Source organism: Aeromonas sp. 3P (assembly GCF_051919745.1).
In the GTDB taxonomy this organism is placed as follows: domain Bacteria; phylum Pseudomonadota; class Gammaproteobacteria; order Enterobacterales; family Aeromonadaceae; genus Aeromonas; species Aeromonas veronii.
In genome coordinates this window covers 2798171-2814665 of sequence record NZ_JBQBED010000001.1, presented here as the reverse complement: position 1 = coordinate 2814665, position 16495 = coordinate 2798171, and the positions used below count along the sequence as shown (strand labels likewise).

Genomic DNA, 16495 nt, shown 5'->3' with positions numbered 1-16495 from the left:
ATGGCCGGCGCAAAAGAGATACGTAACAAGATCGGGAGTGTGAAAAACACTCAGAAGATCACCGGCGCTATGGAAATGGTGGCAGCAAGCAAAATGCGCCGTGCGCAGGAACGCATGTCTGCCAGCCGTCCGTACGCTGAAACCATGCGCAAGGTGATCGGCCATATCGCTCAGGGGAACTTGGAATACAAGCACCCCTACCTCATCGAACGTGAGGTCAAGCGAGTGGGTTACATCGTCGTCTCCACCGACCGTGGCCTGTGTGGTGGTCTGAACATCAACCTGTTCAAGGCTGCCCTCAATGATATGAAGCAATGGAGCGCGAAAGGTGCCAAGGTTGACCTGGCACTGATCGGTAACAAGGCCTCCAACTTCTTTGAACGGCACGGCGCCAAGGTTAAAGCTCATGTCGCAGGACTGGGCGATAGTCCGAGCGTCAATGACCTGATTGGTTCAGTCAAGGTCATGCTGAAGGCTTACGACAACGGTGAGATTGACAAGCTGTATCTGGTGTACAACAAGTTCGTCAACACCATGGTGCAGCAACCACGGGTCGATCAACTGCTGCCTTTGCCCGTAACTGAAGACAGCAAGCTCGCCAAGAAACACCACTGGGATTACCTCTATGAGCCGGATCCCAAGAAGCTGCTGGATACCCTGCTGGTTCGCTACGTCGAATCTCAGGTTTACCAGGGTGTAGTGGAAAACTTGGCAAGTGAACAGGCAGCCCGAATGGTTGCCATGCAAGCCGCGACTGACAACGCCGGTAACCTGATTAACGATCTGCAACTGGTATACAACAAGGCCCGTCAGGCCAGTATTACCCAGGAGCTGACAGAGATCGTATCCGGTGCTGCTGCGGTGTAAGGCAAGGGTTATCAAAGGTTTAGAGGATTTGACATGAGTAACGGTTTCATCGTCCAAATCATCGGCGCTGTGGTGGACATCGAGTTCCCGCAGAATGCCGTGCCCCAGGTGTACGATGCACTGAAGGTCGTTAGCGAAGGTCAAGGCCAGGGTCTGGTGCTGGAAGTTCAGCAACAGATCGGTGGCGGCGTCGTTCGTTGCATCACCATGGGCTCCTCCGACGGTCTGCGTCGTGGGTTGGAAGTAGTGAATAGCGGTAAATCCATCCAGGTTCCGGTCGGTACTGCGACTCTGGGTCGGATCATGAACGTACTGGGTGAGCCAATCGACGAAAAAGGTCCGATCGGTGAAGAAGAGTGCTGGTCTATCCACCGCGCTGCCCCCAGCTACGAAGATCAGTCCAACAGCAACGATCTGCTGGAGACCGGCATCAAGGTTATCGACCTGGTATGCCCGTTCGCCAAGGGTGGTAAAGTTGGTCTGTTCGGTGGTGCCGGTGTAGGCAAAACCGTAAACATGATGGAGCTGATCCGTAACATCGCGATCGAGCACAGTGGTTACTCTGTGTTCGCCGGTGTAGGTGAGCGTACCCGTGAGGGTAACGACTTCTACCACGAGATGATGGAGTCCAACGTACTGGACAAAGTATCTCTGGTTTACGGTCAGATGAACGAGCCGCCCGGAAACCGTCTGCGCGTTGCGCTGACCGGCCTGACCATGGCCGAGAAGTTCCGTGACGAAGGTCGTGACGTACTGTTCTTCGTAGATAACATCTACCGTTACACCCTGGCCGGTACCGAAGTATCCGCACTGCTGGGCCGTATGCCTTCCGCAGTAGGTTACCAGCCGACCCTGGCCGAGGAGATGGGTGTTCTGCAAGAACGTATCACCTCCACCAAGACCGGTTCCATCACCTCCGTACAGGCCGTTTACGTTCCTGCGGATGACTTGACTGACCCGTCTCCGGCGACCACCTTCGCCCACCTGGATGCGACCGTCGTACTGTCCCGTCAAATCGCGGCACTGGGTATCTACCCGGCCGTTGACCCGCTGGACTCTACCTCTCGTCAGCTGGATCCGCTGGTGGTTGGCAAAGAGCACTACGAGACCGCTCGTGGCGTTCAAACCGTACTGCAGCGCTACAAAGAGCTGAAGGACATCATCGCCATCCTGGGTATGGATGAACTGTCAGAAGAAGACAAACTGACCGTAGCCCGTGCCCGTAAGATCGAGCGTTTCCTGTCCCAGCCGTTCTTCGTAGCAGAAGTGTTTACCGGTTCTCCGGGTAAATACGTGCCGCTGAAAGAGACCATCCGTGGTTTCCAGGGCATCCTGAAAGGCGAGTATGACGATCTGCCCGAGCAGGCGTTCTACATGGTTGGCGGTATCGACGAAGTCGTCGAGAAATCCAAGAAACTGTAAGCCTCGACAGGAGGGCCCATGGCAGAGATGATCTCCTTTCACCTGGACGTGGTGAGCGCCGAAGGAAAACTGTTTTCCGGTCGCGTGCAATCTGCTCAGGTATCAGGCTCCGAAGGTGAGTTGGGTCTCCGCCACGGTCATGCTCCGTTGCTGACTGCCATCAAGCCGGGCCTGGTCCGCTTGGTGAAGCAGAACGGAACTGAAGAGGTGCTGTACATCTCCGGCGGTATGCTGGAAGTACAACCTGAATCCGTGACCGTGCTGGCGGACACCGCGATTCGTGCTGACGACTTGGATGAGGCGAAAGCCCAGGAAGCCAAGCGCGCAGCCGAAGAGCGGATCCACAGCTCCCATGGTGATATCGACTACGCCCAGGCCGCCACCGAGCTGGCCAAGGCGATGGCTCAACTGCGAGTCATCGATATCGTCAAAAAGAATTACCGCTAATAACGGTGATGTAAAAAGCGACCTTCGGGTCGCTTTTTTTTTACCCGTTGGATAGACTCCGCCGAGTATTTCCTCATGTTCCAAAGGTCAATTTATGTCCCTCAACGTCGTGATCCTGGCTGCGGGTAAAGGTACCCGCATGCGCTCTTCCCTGCCCAAGGTACTGCACCCGGTAGCCAACAAACCTATGGTTTCCCATGTGATCGATACTGCACGTCAGGTCGGTGCCGAGCAGCTGCATCTGGTCTATGGCCACGGTGCCGAGCTGCTGAAAGAGCGGATCGTGGCGGCTGATGTGAACTGGGTGCTGCAAGCTCAGCAGCTGGGGACAGGTCACGCCGTCGCCCAGGCCATCCCGTTCTGGAAGGATGAAGACGACGTGCTGGTGCTCTACGGCGATACCCCGCTGATCCAGCCCGAGACCCTGCAGCGCTTGCTCGCCGCCAAAGCGGAAAACGGGATGGCACTGCTGACCGTGGTGCTGGACAACCCCACCGGCTATGGCCGCATCGTCCGTGAAAACGGTCTGGTGGTCGGTATCGTTGAGCAGAAGGATGCCAATGCCGAACAGCTGGCGATCCGTGAGGTGAATACCGGCGTGCTGGTGGCCAATGGGGGCCAGTTGCGTCAATGGTTGTCTCGTCTCGACAACAAAAACGCCCAGGGCGAGTTCTATCTGACCGATGTGATCGCGATGGCTCGCGGCGATAATTGCCCGATTGCCGCCGTTCATCCGGAGCGCGCCGCTGAAGTGGAAGGGGCCAACAATCGGGTGCAATTGGCTCAGCTTGAACGTAGCTATCAGCAGATGCAGGCCGAGAAACTTATGATTGCAGGTGCAACCATGATCGACCCCGCACGCTTTGATTTGCGTGGGGTTTTGGAAATTGGTGAAGAGGTTGTTATTGATGCAAACGTCATCATTGAGGGCAAGGTGACTCTCGGCAATCACGTTCGTATCGGAGCCGGTTGCGTACTGAAAGATTGTGTCATTGGCGATCACACCGAGGTGAAACCCTACTCGGTCATCGAGGGTGCACAGGTGGCGGATCAGTGCTCAGTGGGTCCGTTTACCCGCTTGCGTCCGGGGGCGGTTCTGGAGCAGGATGCGCACGTTGGCAACTTCGTCGAGATGAAGAAGGCCCGTCTTGGTGTCGGTTCCAAGTGCGGTCATCTGACCTATCTGGGTGATGCCGAGATCGGTGCCGGGGTGAATATCGGAGCCGGTACCATCACCTGCAACTACGACGGGGTCAACAAATTCCAGACCATCATCGAGGATGATGTATTCGTCGGTTCTGATACCCAACTAGTAGCGCCTGTTCGCATCGGCAAGGGGGCCACCCTGGGTGCCGGCTCTACTATTACCAAGGACGTGGGCGAACATGAACTCGTGATTACCCGGGTACCCCAGCGCCATATCAAGAACTGGGCTCGTCCGGTCAAGAAAACTGATAAGTGATATCAGTATGAAGGCGACCCATGAACAAGCGAATTATCAAGCTCGCAGATGCGAGCCACAGTCTGTTTTCCCGCTTTGTCGATTTGGTGGGAATTTCAGTCTCAATGGTGCTGCTCTCGCGGCACTTTGGTTTGTTTCATGGGTTGGACGAGATGTCTCTGACCACGCTGGGCATGGTGGTCTTCTTTCTGGTTTCCCAGAATACCGGGCTTTATTGCAGCCGGGTTCGTAAATATTTGGCGCAGTCTCTGCTGCGCCTCATCTTCTCCTGGTTGGTAACCGCGACCCTGCTCTACCTGCTGGTCTATCTGGTTCCCCTCTTCAAACCTTACCACCCTTTCCCGCTGGAGCTGGCTGTGCTCTGGCTTGCCATGGCCTGCCTTATTTCCACCGGTTATCGGGTGCTGTACCAACTGGTGACCCTCTGGTTCAGCGGTGCTTCCTGTTGTCGTCGTGTGGCCATCATTGGCGTGACTCCGGCCGGACTGGCGCTGGAGAAATCCCTCTGGGAGAGTCCGCGTCACGCTATCCAGATGCTCGGATTTTTCGATGCCCGCAGCGAAGAGCGCTTCGGTTACCCGACTCGCAGTCCTCTGTTGGGTGATGTCGACGAGCTGCTCGAGCTGGCCCGCAAAGGGCTGGTCGACGAAGTCTATCTGGCGCTGCCCCTGACTGCCCGAGAGCGCATCAATAACTACCTCTACGAACTCTCCGATACCACGGTCGATACCTATCTGGTACCCGATTTCTACGAGTACGGCCTGACCGTATCCCACATCGATCGGGTGGGCGATATCTATACCTTCAGCTTTTTCGATTCCCCGTTTGAAGGTGGCGCCGCCCTGCTCAAACGGATTGAAGATCTGGTGCTGGGTTCACTCATCCTGCTGCTCATCTCTCCGGTCATGGCGCTGGTGGCGCTCGGGGTGCGTCTCTCTTCACCCGGACCTGTGCTCTTCAAGCAGGATCGCTACGGCCTGGGGGGGAAACGGATCCAGGTCTGGAAATTCCGCTCCATGCGCGTCATGGAGAATGATGCCGTGGTGACTCAGGCAACCAGAGGCGATCCCAGAGTGACGCCATTCGGTGCGTTTTTGCGTCGTACCTCGCTGGATGAGCTGCCGCAATTTTTCAATGTGATTCAGGGTTCCATGTCGATCGTGGGGCCGCGTCCCCATGCCGTGGCGCACAATGAGCAGTACCGCTCACTGGTGGAGCGTTACATGCTGCGCCACAAGGTCAAACCGGGGATTACCGGGCTGGCCCAGATAAATGGATTTCGTGGTGAAACCGACACCCTCGACAAGATGGAGATGCGGGTCAAGTTCGATCTCAAGTACATCCAGTACTGGTCGCTCGGACTGGATTTCAAAGTCATTTTCCTGACTGTATTCAAAGGGTTTGTCGGTGCATCCGCTTACTAGCCTCGTTTGCGCCGGACTGCTGCTCTCCCCCTCTCTTTCAGTCCGCGCCGAGGTCACCCCCGTATCCCATCAGGGGCCGCTTGGTCTGGAGATCCAGACCGAGGTGGAGAGCCGTTACGGCCACGACAGCAACCTGTTGTGGCTGCGTGACAATGGTCAGGCGATTGGCTCCGATTTCGTCGGGATCACCCCGGAATTTCGCATGGTGGGCGAACGCGGCCTGGATCGCTATCAGTTCAGCTATCTGGGTGATTATCGTCGCTATGGCAGCAGCCATGCGGATGACTATGCCGATCACCAGTTCCAGTTTGACGGCAGCTGGCGCTTCTCCCTGCGCAACGCCTTCAAGCTGATGTACCAGTATCGGCTGGGCCATGAGGCGCGTGGCGAGGGGCTGACCGAAGGCTTTATGTTGCAGGGAGATGCCTCTCCTTGTCCCAGCGACGCTGATAAGAAAGGTCGTGCGCTCTGTGGTGATGCCACATTCGGCAGATTTCAGATAAATGAGCCGCTGCGCTTCAAACGCAGCGAAGTGGGTGGCCGCTACAGTTACGGCGCTCCCGATGCCAGAGGCAAGCTGGAGCTGGCGCTCTCCCACAAGGATCTGGGCTATCTCGACAAGCACCTCTACCTGCATGACTTTGAGCGCTATATGGCCGAGCAGGAGTGGCAGGAGAACACCGCCATTGTCGAGCTGTTCGATCAGGTGAGCCATGTCAGCCGTTTTCGTTACACCCTGCAGACCAATCTGCGACGCTATCCGGCCAATCCGCGCAAGGATTCCGACGAGTTTTTTCTCATCACAGGGGTGATGAGCCAGCTGACCGGCAAGACCCGGATCGATGCCAATATCGGCGGGATCTACAAGCGTTTCGTCAACGATCCGCAGGCGGAGAGTTTCAAAGGGCTGAACTGGGATCTGCGTCTGGAGTGGCAACCGCTCGATTACAGCAAGCTCGCGCTGCTCTCCAGCCGGACCATTCGTGATCCGGGTGGTGACGGCGGCTACGTCAGCAGCCAGCTATATGGCGCCGAGTGGCAGCACCACTGGTCACCCAGAGTGGCGACCATGCTCTCTTATCACGATATCCGGGATGATTATCACCAGTCGGTGGTCTGTGGTAACGACAACCGCCACCGTCAGGATGACATCCATCGCTGGGGCATGGGCATCAGCTACGACATTCGTCCCTCCGTCAATCTGGGGCTCCACTACCAGCAGGCCGACTCCGGTTCCAGCTTTGCCGGGCAGCCCATCGACATCGGTGGCAATTGTTATGGCCGGGCCCTCGGTTACGACAAACAACAGCTTTCTCTTTCACTCAAGGTAGCCATTTAACATGAACAAAAGCGTGATGGTGCTTCTGCTTGGCTGGTTGTTCAGCCTGTCGGTCTGGGCTGGCCAGAGCCCGCAAGGCAACGATTCCGCCTACCGGCTGGCGCCGGGGGACGAGGTCGAAATCCGGGTGTATGGCGAGCCGGATCTGTCGATGAAGTTCAAGGTCGATACCAGTGGCCACGTCAATTACCCCTATCTGGGTCAGGTGCTGCTGATGGGGCACACCACCACTGAGGTGGCCGAGCTGCTGACCAGAGGGCTCAAGCACGGCGTGCTGCTCGACCCCATGGTGACGGTCAACGTGACCACTTTCCGCCAGGTGTTTGTTGCTGGCGAGGTGGCTCACCCGGGTGGCTATGAATACCAGCCCGGCCTGACGGTGGAGAAGGCTGTCGCGTTGGCGGGTGGTTTCACCGATCGCGCCGCCAGACGGGATATCAGCCTGCGCCTCAATGGCAGCGATCAGTTGCTGGAAGAGGTGAGCCTGCAACGGCAGCTCAATCCCGGCGACATCATCACCATCGAACAAAGTTTCTTCTGATCCAGGACGCTCTTCATGACTTCATTGTTGGTTGAAAATGGCCGTGCGCTAGAGAGTCGCCTCGATTTCAGCGGCCCTTGGCGGGTGCTCAAGGCAAACTGGTGGAGGGTGGTATTGTTTGCCGCCGTGGTGACCCTGGCGGCAGCCCCCTTTATTCTCAGCATGCCGCCCTATTATCAATCCAGTGCGACCCTGCTGCTGAAGGCAGATGCCAACAGCGCTTCCCCTATCGAGCCCGTCTATCGGGTCGATACCAGCCGCCGCGAGTACTACAACACCCAGTTCGAGCTGCTCAAGTCACGCCGGGTAGCCGAGAAGGTGGTTACTCATCTGGGTTTGGCCGAGTTGCCGGAATTCAACGGACAGCCCAATCCCGACAGCTGGCTGAGCCGCATCAAGGGGCTCTGGAGTGCCGCACATCAGGAGGATGCCTCCTCACGCCACCAGCATGCGCTGGAGTATCTGGCCAGACACCTGACCGTCTCGCCGGTGCGCGATACCCAGCTGGTCAGCATCGGGTTCGAATCCCGCTCTCCCGAGCTGGCCGCCAGCGTCGCCAATGAGGTGGCCCAGACCTACATCGATCTCAATGTGGAGGAGCGGGTCGATGCCAACACCACGGCATCGCACTGGAACCAGAGCCGGCTGGTGGAGATAAAGGCCAGTCTGGAGAAGCAGGAGAAGCAGCTCGGCGATTTTCTTGCCCGCAATGATCTGCTGACGTTTCGCGGCGTAGATGGTCTGCAAACCGAAGAGCTCGGCATCATCACCAACAAGTACGCGGATGCCCGCGAGCGGCGGCTGGCGGCGCAGGCCGAATTCCAGTCCATTCAGGAGTACGGCCGCAATCCGGCGGCGCTGGCTTCCCTGCCCGAGGTCTCCAACCACCCCCAGATGCAGGATCTGCGCATCGCCCTCATCAAGGCCCAGCAGGAGCTCTCCGAGCTGGCCAAGCGTTATGGCCCCAAGCATGACCGTATTCTGCAGGCCGAAGCGCGCATCAAGGCGCTCAATACCCAGTCAAACCAGCTGATGCGGGAGATTGCCGACGGTATCGAGGATCGCTACCAGAGCAGCCAGCGCAAGGAGCAGGAGTACCTCGCCCAGCTTGACGAGAAGAAGCGGGAGTTCTCCTCGCTGGCAGTCAAGAAGGATGAGTACAACAACCTGAAGAACAATATCGACAAGACCCGTCAGCTCTATAACGAGCTGTTTCGCCGTCAGGAAGAGACCCGCCTGAACGCTCAGCTGCACGAGTCGAATGCCATCCTCTACGACGCGGCATCGGTGCCCTTGCTGCCTGCCAAACCAAACAAGATGCTGTTTCTGCTGATGGTGGTGATCATGGCGGGCATGGTTGCCGTGCTGGTAGTCATCACTGCCGGAGCGCTGCGCAATACCCTGAATCGTCTGAGCCAGCTGGTCTCCCAGCTCGGTGGTCGGGTGCTTGGTGAAATCCCGCGGCTGGCGGCCCTGCAGGATCAGAGTGCTCTGCTGCGGGTGGGGGCGGTCAATCCCAGAGTAGGTGCCAGTGCCGATGACCTCTACGCCATCATGCGGCTGGAGCCGGGTCAGCTGCAGCGCATCATGATCACCTCGACCCGTGCTGGTGAGGGCAAGTCGACGCTGGTGGCTCTCTGTGCCGCCAGCTTTGCCCGCCATGAGCGAGTGCTGCTGGTGGATGGGGATCTGCGCCGGGGCTCCCTTGGTCGCCAGTTGCTGGGGCAGGCAGCCAGACCGGGGTTGGCCGAGCTGCTCGCAGGCGAAGCCGATTTGGCTGCCTGTCTGGTGCCAAAAGAGGGATTGACCCTGCTGCCGGCTGGCCAGCCGGTCTCCTCCCCGCTGGCACTGCTTGGCTCGCCACGCTGGAGCGAACTGCTGGCAACTCTGGCCGGGCAGTTTGACCGCATCATAGTGGACACCCCTGCGCTGGAGGTCGGCAAGGATGCCCTGCTGCTGGGGCAGCCGCTGGATGGTGCCATTCATGTGATCCAGTCCGGCCAGCTGCCGGCCAGTCGGGTGCTGAGCGTGCTGGCACAACTGCGGGATGCCAGAGTGGCGGTACTGGGGACAGTGCTGACCCAGGTCGCCGAGCGCGATCTGGAAGGGGCGGAGAACCTGAGATTCTGTGGTGCACCCACCCGGGGCGCGCTATGAAACTGCTGCGCAGCATCACCACCATAGGGGGTGCTTCCGTGCTATCCCAGCTGATCGGGGCGTTTTCGGTCTGGTCACTGTCGCACAAGTTCGACATGGCTGCGGTCGGGCTCTATGCCCTCAGCTACAGTCTGGTGCTGATCGGTGCCCAGCTTGCCACCTTTGCCTCGCAACTGCTGTTGCCCAAGCTGGAGGAGGCCGAGCTGCCCGGCAACCTGATCTTTTCCCTGTTGCAGGTCTGGCTGTTCCCCATCCCCTATGTGCTGGTGGTGGTCTGCTTTTTCTCGCTGCCGCTCTGGCCGCTCTACCTGCTGACCGTGACCCACGGGCTGATCCTCATCGCCGAGAATCTGGCCCTGCGGGCCGGCCACTACCAGCGGCTCGGTCTGCAGCGTATCTCGGCCTCCGCCGTGGTGCTGCTCTGTCTGCTGTTGGCCCCTGACATGGCGCACTTCTATCAGTTATGGGCCTGTCTGCTGCTGGTGGTGATCGGGGGCTGGTTGTGGTCTGCCTTTACCTGGCACAGTGCCATGCTGAGGGAGGCTGCCCCGCGCCACCTGCTGCACTTCTTCTCCCGCCATAAAGCGCATCTGGCAGGTGTCGGCAGTGCCGAAGTGCTGGCGATGGTGACGGCTAATCTGCCAACCGTGCTGATCAACTTCTGGTTTTCCCCTCTGGTGGCGGGCTACTTTGCCGTGGTCAACCGCTTCTGTCTGGCGCCCGTGGTGATTGTCGGCAACGCCATCCGCCACTCCATCTTCTCGCGATGGTCGGAGGATTTCCGCCTGCGCCGTTTCAACGGGGAGGAGTTTCGCAAGGTGAAGCGGCTGCTGCTGGCGATGGGCAGTGCGGCCACCCTCGGGATCCTCATCTGCTATCCGCTGGTGATGAAGTGGTTCTTCAATGCGGAGTGGAACGCCTCCATCGATACCTCCCGCTACATGTTGCCCTATGTGTTTACTGCGGTGGCCATCTGCCCGCTGACCGTAATCGAGCTGGTGTTCGGCTCGCCCCGCTACTTTTTGCGGATCCAGCTTGAGCAGCTGCTGGTCGTAGTGATCGCCTTCGTGCTGTTGCCCTGGTTGCATCAGGAGTACGAGCTCTGCGTGCTGGCCTTCTCTCTGCTGACTGCGGTGCGCTACGGCTTCGTCTTTTTGCGGGTCAACCGCCGGGCTGCCGAGTTGCAGGGGCGGATGGAGCTGGCCTCGTGAACAGTGCCCTCATCATGCAGGCCAATCTGCTGCTGTCGCTGGTGATCTGCGGCCTGGCCCAGTACGTCACCGGCATTACAGCCTTCCTCTGGCTGCCCTTCCTGCTGGCGATTGCCACCTTGATGTTGCTGCCGCTGCAGACGCGTTACAGCCCGCTGCGGCTCGACTATCAGGAGAAGGTGCTGCTGCTGCTCTACTGTGGCTTGCTGGTGCTGGCGCTGCTGGGCACCCTGCTTCAGCAGGGGGGCATGGTGACTATCATCGGTTTCAAGAACGAGCTGGCGCTCTCTCTGCTGCTTCCCTGCTTGTTGCTAGGCTTCTGCCGCGAGTCACAGATTTACCGCATCATTAAGCTGGTGGAGTGGGTCTTCTACCTGCAGATCCCGGTGGTGCTGTTTCAGGTGCTGGTGGTGGTGCCGAAACGGGTGGCAATGCGCGGCGAGTTTGAGAAGTGGGACTCAGTGGTCGGCACCTTCGGGGGGGATCCCATGGGGGGCGGCAATACCGGTGCACTCGGCTTCTTCTGCCTGCTGGTGATGCTGATCAAGCTCTCCGAGTTTCGCCACGGCCTCATTTCGCGTCGTTCGGTCGCTTTTCACATTCTTGCCGCCTTTGCCATCTGTGTGCTGGCCGAGGTGAAGTTCGTCATCCTGTTGTCCCCCTTGCTACTGGCCTGGGTCTGGCTCTCGCCAAGCTATGTCAGGGGGATGAAGAGCTATGACCTCAAGCGTCTGCTGCTGATTGCGCTGGCGATGACTGCGCTGGTGGCAGTGGCCGTTCTGGTGCTGGCTGCCTCCTACTCATCCGTGTTCGAGGGGGCCGGACAACAGGGGGCCATTGCGCTGTTTATCGACTCCCTCGGCTATATCTTCGATCCCAACCACATCAACCCGGAAACCGGCGAGCTGGGGCGGGTGACGACGCTCTTTTTCTGGGCCAGCAACGGTGATCACCACGGTCTCAGCAATCTGCTGTTTGGTTATGGCCTCAACACCACCAACCATGGCAGCACCCTGCCCGGTTTTCTCAACCCCCTGTTCAACGTGCTGCTCGACTCCACGTCCCTCAGCGTGTTGTTGTGGGAGGTGGGACTGATGGGCACCCTGATCTTCATCGTGCTGATCGTTCTGCTGCTCTGGTGCTGCCGTCCCCGTCCGTTGCTGGATCGCCAGCTGCTGAGCGCGGCAGATGTGCGTCTGCTCAGCTATCAACCCGCTTTCATCGCGTTCGGGATCGCCTGCCTGCTGAGCTTGCCTTACAGCCAGCTGCTGATGCTAATCCCGGTGCAGCAGTTTCTCTTCTATTTCGTGCTGGGTGCCGCCCTGGTGATCCGTTCTTCGGTTCGGCAGGCCACCCGTTCCTGTGAGGTGTCATGACTCCATCCCCCCTTATCTCCGTCATCATCAAGACCTACAACGAGGAGGCAGGGATTGCCGACACCATAGCCAGCATCAGGAGCGCTCTGGCCGACTACTCCCACCAGATTATCGTGGCGGATAGTCTCTCGACCGACCGCACCCAGGCGATTGCCTGCCAGCTGGGGGTGACTGTGGTGAGCCTGACCGACCCGGCAGATCGCTGTTGCGGCGTGGGGCCACAGCTTGGCTACCTCTTCAGCGAAGGGGAGTTCCTGCTGCTGCTCGATGGCGACATGAAGCTGGAGCCGGAGTTTGTGCCGGCCGCCCTTGCGCACATGCACTCCCACCCCGAATGCGGTGGCGTGGCCGGGCGGGCCGAGATGGATGATGCCCACAGCTATGAGTTCAAGTCGCGCAAGCAGCGCATCAACCAGATCTATCCGCTGGGCGAGTCGCGCTGGCTGTGTGGTGGCGGCCTGTTTCGACGCAGCGCTATCGAGCAGATCGGCTATCTCACCAATCGCAACCTGCACGGTTACGAAGAGGCGGAGCTGGGTATCCGGCTGCGTCAGGCGGGCTATCGGCTGGAGCGGCTCGATGTCCCCTTCTTCTTTCACACCTCCCACACCATGGACTCCCTTGCCCTGATCCGTTACCGCTGGCGCATGGGGTATCTGTTTGCCAGCGGCGAGCTGGTGCGCTCGGCGTGGGGGCAGCCCTATTTTCGCGAGGTGCTGTCGGTGATCCGCTCCGAGCTGCTGTTCGGGCTCTACCTGCTGACACTCCTGTTCTGCGTACTGCTTTTCGCAGCCGGGCTGCCGTTCTGGTTGCCGCTGCTGGCGCTGGCACCGCTGGGTGGCTTCATCGCTCTCAAGTGGTTGAAGAACCGCTCCCTGCAAGATGCCCTGCGCAGTGTCATGAACCTCTCCATCTATGCAGCCGGGCTGGTGCGCGGCCTGCTGTTGCCCCAGCGCTCTCCGCGCGAGGCGCCCGCCCATCGTCTGATCCAGGAGTCATTGCCGTGAAGGTGCTCTTTGCCAACAAGTTCTTTTTCATGAAGGGGGGCGCCGAGACAGTACTCTTTCAGGAGCGGGATATGGTGCGTCAGGCGGGTCATCAGGTGATCGACTTTGCCATGCAGCATCCGGATAACCTCCCCTCGCCCCAGAGTGGCTACTTTCCGGCCAACGTCGATTATCACCAGCGGCACGGGCTCTTCGATCGGCTGAAGATCGCCGTTCGCTTCATCCACAATCAGGAGGCCTGTGATCGGCTGGCGGAGCTTATCCGTGCCGAGCGGCCCGATATCGTTCACTTTCACAACATCTACCACCAGCTCACCCCGGCAATCATCCGGGTGGCCAAATCCCTGGGCTGCAAGACGGTGCTGACAGCCCACGACTACAAGGTGGCTTGTCCCAACTACAGCATGCTGGTCGATGGCGAGCCGTTCGATCTGACCCGGATCGAGGGTTCCTGGCTCAAGCTGTTTCGCCATCAGTGGCAGGAGGGATCATGGGGCAAGAGCCTGCTGCTCTCTGCCGAGGCCGCCTGGCAGCAGTGGCGCCGCAACTATGAGCAGGTCGATGCATTGGTGGCGCCGAGCGCCTTCATGGCCGGGATGCTTCGCACCCGGCTGCCCGCTTCCCGCATCGAGGTGATCCTCAATGGCATAGATGTCGAGTCGAGCCGCGAAAGCGGAGAGGATCGGGGGTACTTTCTGTTCCTCGGGCGCCTGATGGCCGAGAAAGGGGTCGAAACGCTTGCCCGTGCCCATCAGCGCATGACGCGGCCGGCGGGTCTCAAAATTGTGGGCGGTGGCCCGCTGCAGGCGCACCTCGGGCAGCATTATCCCAATGCCGAACTGCTGGGGTTCAGGCAGGGGGAGGAGTTGCTCGATCTGCTGCGTCACGCCAAGGCCGTGGTGGTGCCGTCCGAGTGGTACGAGAACTGCTCCATGTCGGTACTGGAGGCGATGGCCTATGGCAAACCGGTGATCGGGGCTCGAATTGGCGGGATTCCGGAGCAGATCCGCGACGGTCTCGATGGCCTGTTGTTCGAGGCGGGCAATGCCGACGAGCTGGCCCGCTGCATGGACAGGCTGGTGGCCGAGCCGGAGCAGACGGCGGCCATGGGGCGTTCGGCCCGCCAGCGGCTGATCGACAACTACTCCCTCGCCAGCCACCAGCAAGCTCTGCTGGCGCTCTACCAGTCGTTGCTGGAGGAGAAACAGAGATGAGTTTCTGGCACGAGTTGAAAGCCGAACTGGCGCTCAATCCGAGCAAGACGGCGCGCCTGTTCCTGTTCAGTTACCGGCTGGCACAGACCCGTTATCAGGGAGGCCGCTTTCTGGCGTTACCCGGCTTGCTGCTGCTCAAGGGATTCAAGCTGTTGTGCGGCCTCGATATCTCGCCAAGAGCCCGGCTGGGTTGGGGTCTACGCCTCTATCACCCGCAGAATATCGTCATCGGTGACGGCGTGCAGATGGGGCGTGACTGCACCCTGCGCCACAACTGTACCCTGGGCAACAAGCCTGATCGCCAAAGCGGCCAGCTCCTCTCGCCCACCGTGGGGGACGGGGTCGAGTTCGGCACCGGCGCCATCGTCATCGGGGCCATCGCCATTGGTGATCATGCCTGTGTCGGTGCCGGCGCCGTCGTTACTCGTTCCGTCCCGGTTCGCGCCGTTGTTGCGGGCAATCCCGCCAGAATCATTCGAGAAGATCATGAAGCAGATTAGTGTGACCGTACTCGGTACCCGGGGGATCCCCCATGTACTGGGCGGTGTCGAAACCCATTGTCAGTCCCTCTATCCGGAGCTGCACCGCCAGTTCGAAGTGGCCGCGACCGTGCTGGCTCGCGCCCCCTATGTGAATTACCGAAGCGGCGAGTTTGAAGGGGTGGCTCTCAAGGCGTTGCCCGCCCCCAAAAAGAAGTCGCTGGAGGCAATCCTCCACTCTCTGCTCGCGGCTTTTTACTGCCGCCGTCATGCCTGCGATCTGGTGCATGTCCATGCCATCGGCCCGGGGCTGGTGGTGCCGCTGCTGAGGTTGCTTGGCAAGCGGGTGGTCTTTACCCATCACGGCCCCGACTATGACCGCCAGAAGTGGGGGGCGCTGGCCAAGTGGGTATTAAGCCTTGGCGAGCGCTGGGCGGTACGTTATGCCTGCGAGGTGATCGTCATCTCCGAAGTGATCAACGAGGCGATCCGCCGCCAGTACGATCGCCAGGATGCCCACCTCATCTACAACGGGGTGAAACGGGTCGAGTTGCCGGCAGCGGACAAGAGGGAGCTGACGCTGGCCCGTTTCGGACTGACCGCTGGCAGCTATCTGGTGGCGGTGGGCCGCTTCGTCGAGGAGAAGGGGCTGCACGATCTCATCGCAGCCTATCGCCAGCTTGATACCGAGCTGCCACTGGTTCTGGTGGGGGATACGGATCACCCGACCCCCTACAGCGAGCGCTTGCAGCGGATAGCGGATGAAACTCCGGGGGTGATCCGCACCGGTTTCCTCAATGGCGAGGCGCTGATCAGCGTCTTTTCACAGGCGGCCCTGTTTGCCATGCCCTCTTATCACGAGGGGTTGCCGATCGCCCTGCTGGAGGCGCTCTCCTTCTCCCTGCCGGTGGTGGTGAGCGACATTCCCGCCAATCTGGCGGTGGCGCTGCAACAGGAGTGCTATTTCCCGGTCGGCGATGTGAGTGCGCTGGCAGAGCGACTCAGCGCCCAGATGACCCGCGGCAAGGTCGATTACAGCGACTATCTGCAGCGGTATGACTGGCAGCGGATCGCCGGCCAGACCATGGAGGTCTACCGCAAGGCTTTGGGCCTGCCCGCAGGAGAAAACCAATGAGCCAATTACCGCAGAAACCGCAGGGGGCGATCGACCGCTTCTACCGTGCTCTCCCCCCCGAGGTGGCCGAGAGCCTGAGTGAAACCCAGCGCGACGGTATCGAGCATGCGCTGCGGCTGATGAGTGATGGCAAGTCGCACGCCATCAACGTCAACAGCGCCTTCGGCATCGGTCGCTGGCGCTGCTATCTGGTGGTGCTGATGGGACGGGATCGCCGCTACCGCGGGCGGGAGAGCGGCTTTCGCTTTCACCTCAAGGTGCTGCTGACCACCCTGCTGTTGCTGCTGGCGATCTGCGGCATGGTGCTGCTGCTCTATCTGGTGAAGTCGGCCCTTGGCATCGACATCTTCAAGCACTTCTCGTTCGGGGTGTGGGATCTGTTCAAAAAGAGTGTGCTGATGTGATGAAAGAGGG

General features: G+C 59.7%; 15 protein-coding genes. All 15 read left to right on the top strand.

Annotation, left to right across the window (positions count from 1 at the left end; translation table 11 throughout):
* Positions 1 to 867, top strand: coding sequence for a F0F1 ATP synthase subunit gamma (gene atpG / locus ACTG19_RS12910; protein ID WP_005339343.1), 867 nt, complete (start codon positions 1 to 3; stop codon positions 865 to 867).
* Between the two features lie 33 nt (positions 868 to 900).
* A complete protein-coding gene (gene atpD / locus ACTG19_RS12905) occupies positions 901 to 2289 on the top strand; it encodes a F0F1 ATP synthase subunit beta (RefSeq protein WP_005339344.1) in 1389 nt (462 codons plus the stop codon).
* A gap of 18 nt (positions 2290 to 2307) precedes the next feature.
* Positions 2308 to 2736, top strand: coding sequence for a F0F1 ATP synthase subunit epsilon (locus ACTG19_RS12900; protein ID WP_005339345.1), 429 nt, complete (start codon positions 2308 to 2310; stop codon positions 2734 to 2736).
* A gap of 94 nt (positions 2737 to 2830) precedes the next feature.
* Positions 2831 to 4198 (top strand): bifunctional UDP-N-acetylglucosamine diphosphorylase/glucosamine-1-phosphate N-acetyltransferase GlmU, encoded by a 1368-nt coding sequence (gene glmU, locus ACTG19_RS12895; RefSeq protein ID WP_439989142.1) that lies wholly within the window; start codon positions 2831 to 2833, stop codon positions 4196 to 4198.
* A 20-nt stretch (positions 4199 to 4218) separates the two neighbouring features.
* Positions 4219 to 5622 (top strand): undecaprenyl-phosphate glucose phosphotransferase, encoded by a 1404-nt coding sequence (locus ACTG19_RS12890; protein WP_439989141.1) that lies wholly within the window; start codon positions 4219 to 4221, stop codon positions 5620 to 5622.
* On the top strand, positions 5606 to 6961 hold the full coding sequence (locus tag ACTG19_RS12885; protein WP_439989140.1) for an outer membrane beta-barrel protein: 1356 nt from the start codon (positions 5606 to 5608) through the stop codon (positions 6959 to 6961). The genes ACTG19_RS12890 and ACTG19_RS12885 overlap by 17 nt, the downstream gene beginning before the upstream one ends.
* A 1-nt stretch (position 6962) precedes the next feature.
* Positions 6963 to 7502 (top strand): polysaccharide biosynthesis/export family protein, encoded by a 540-nt coding sequence (locus ACTG19_RS12880; RefSeq protein WP_201963337.1) that lies wholly within the window; start codon positions 6963 to 6965, stop codon positions 7500 to 7502.
* 15 nt (positions 7503 to 7517) lie between these two features.
* Complete coding sequence (locus ACTG19_RS12875; protein ID WP_439989139.1) at positions 7518 to 9659, top strand: GumC family protein; 2142 nt, start codon at positions 7518 to 7520, stop codon at positions 9657 to 9659.
* Positions 9656 to 10870, top strand: a complete 1215-nt coding sequence (locus tag ACTG19_RS12870) for a lipopolysaccharide biosynthesis protein (protein ID WP_439989138.1) — start codon at positions 9656 to 9658, stop codon at positions 10868 to 10870. Before ACTG19_RS12875 ends, ACTG19_RS12870 begins: the two co-directional genes overlap by 4 nt.
* On the top strand, positions 10867 to 12246 hold the full coding sequence (locus tag ACTG19_RS12865) for a capsular biosynthesis protein (protein WP_320643245.1): 1380 nt from the start codon (positions 10867 to 10869) through the stop codon (positions 12244 to 12246). Before ACTG19_RS12870 ends, ACTG19_RS12865 begins: the two co-directional genes overlap by 4 nt.
* Entirely contained in the window at positions 12243 to 13253 is a 1011-nt protein-coding gene (locus ACTG19_RS12860) for a glycosyltransferase family 2 protein (protein ID WP_201990982.1), read from the top strand. Before ACTG19_RS12865 ends, ACTG19_RS12860 begins: the two co-directional genes overlap by 4 nt.
* On the top strand, positions 13250 to 14467 hold the full coding sequence (locus tag ACTG19_RS12855; protein ID WP_201990981.1) for a glycosyltransferase family 4 protein: 1218 nt from the start codon (positions 13250 to 13252) through the stop codon (positions 14465 to 14467). Before ACTG19_RS12860 ends, ACTG19_RS12855 begins: the two co-directional genes overlap by 4 nt.
* Complete coding sequence (locus ACTG19_RS12850) at positions 14464 to 14967, top strand: serine acetyltransferase (protein ID WP_113740539.1); 504 nt, start codon at positions 14464 to 14466, stop codon at positions 14965 to 14967. Before ACTG19_RS12855 ends, ACTG19_RS12850 begins: the two co-directional genes overlap by 4 nt.
* Positions 14954 to 16081: a glycosyltransferase family 4 protein gene (locus ACTG19_RS12845; protein ID WP_113740538.1), complete on the top strand. Its 1128-nt coding sequence runs from the start codon at positions 14954 to 14956 to the stop codon at positions 16079 to 16081. The genes ACTG19_RS12850 and ACTG19_RS12845 overlap by 14 nt, the downstream gene beginning before the upstream one ends.
* Positions 16078 to 16485, top strand: coding sequence for a hypothetical protein (locus tag ACTG19_RS12840; protein WP_113740537.1), 408 nt, complete (start codon positions 16078 to 16080; stop codon positions 16483 to 16485). Before ACTG19_RS12845 ends, ACTG19_RS12840 begins: the two co-directional genes overlap by 4 nt.
* Positions 16486 to 16495 lie beyond the last annotated feature (10 nt).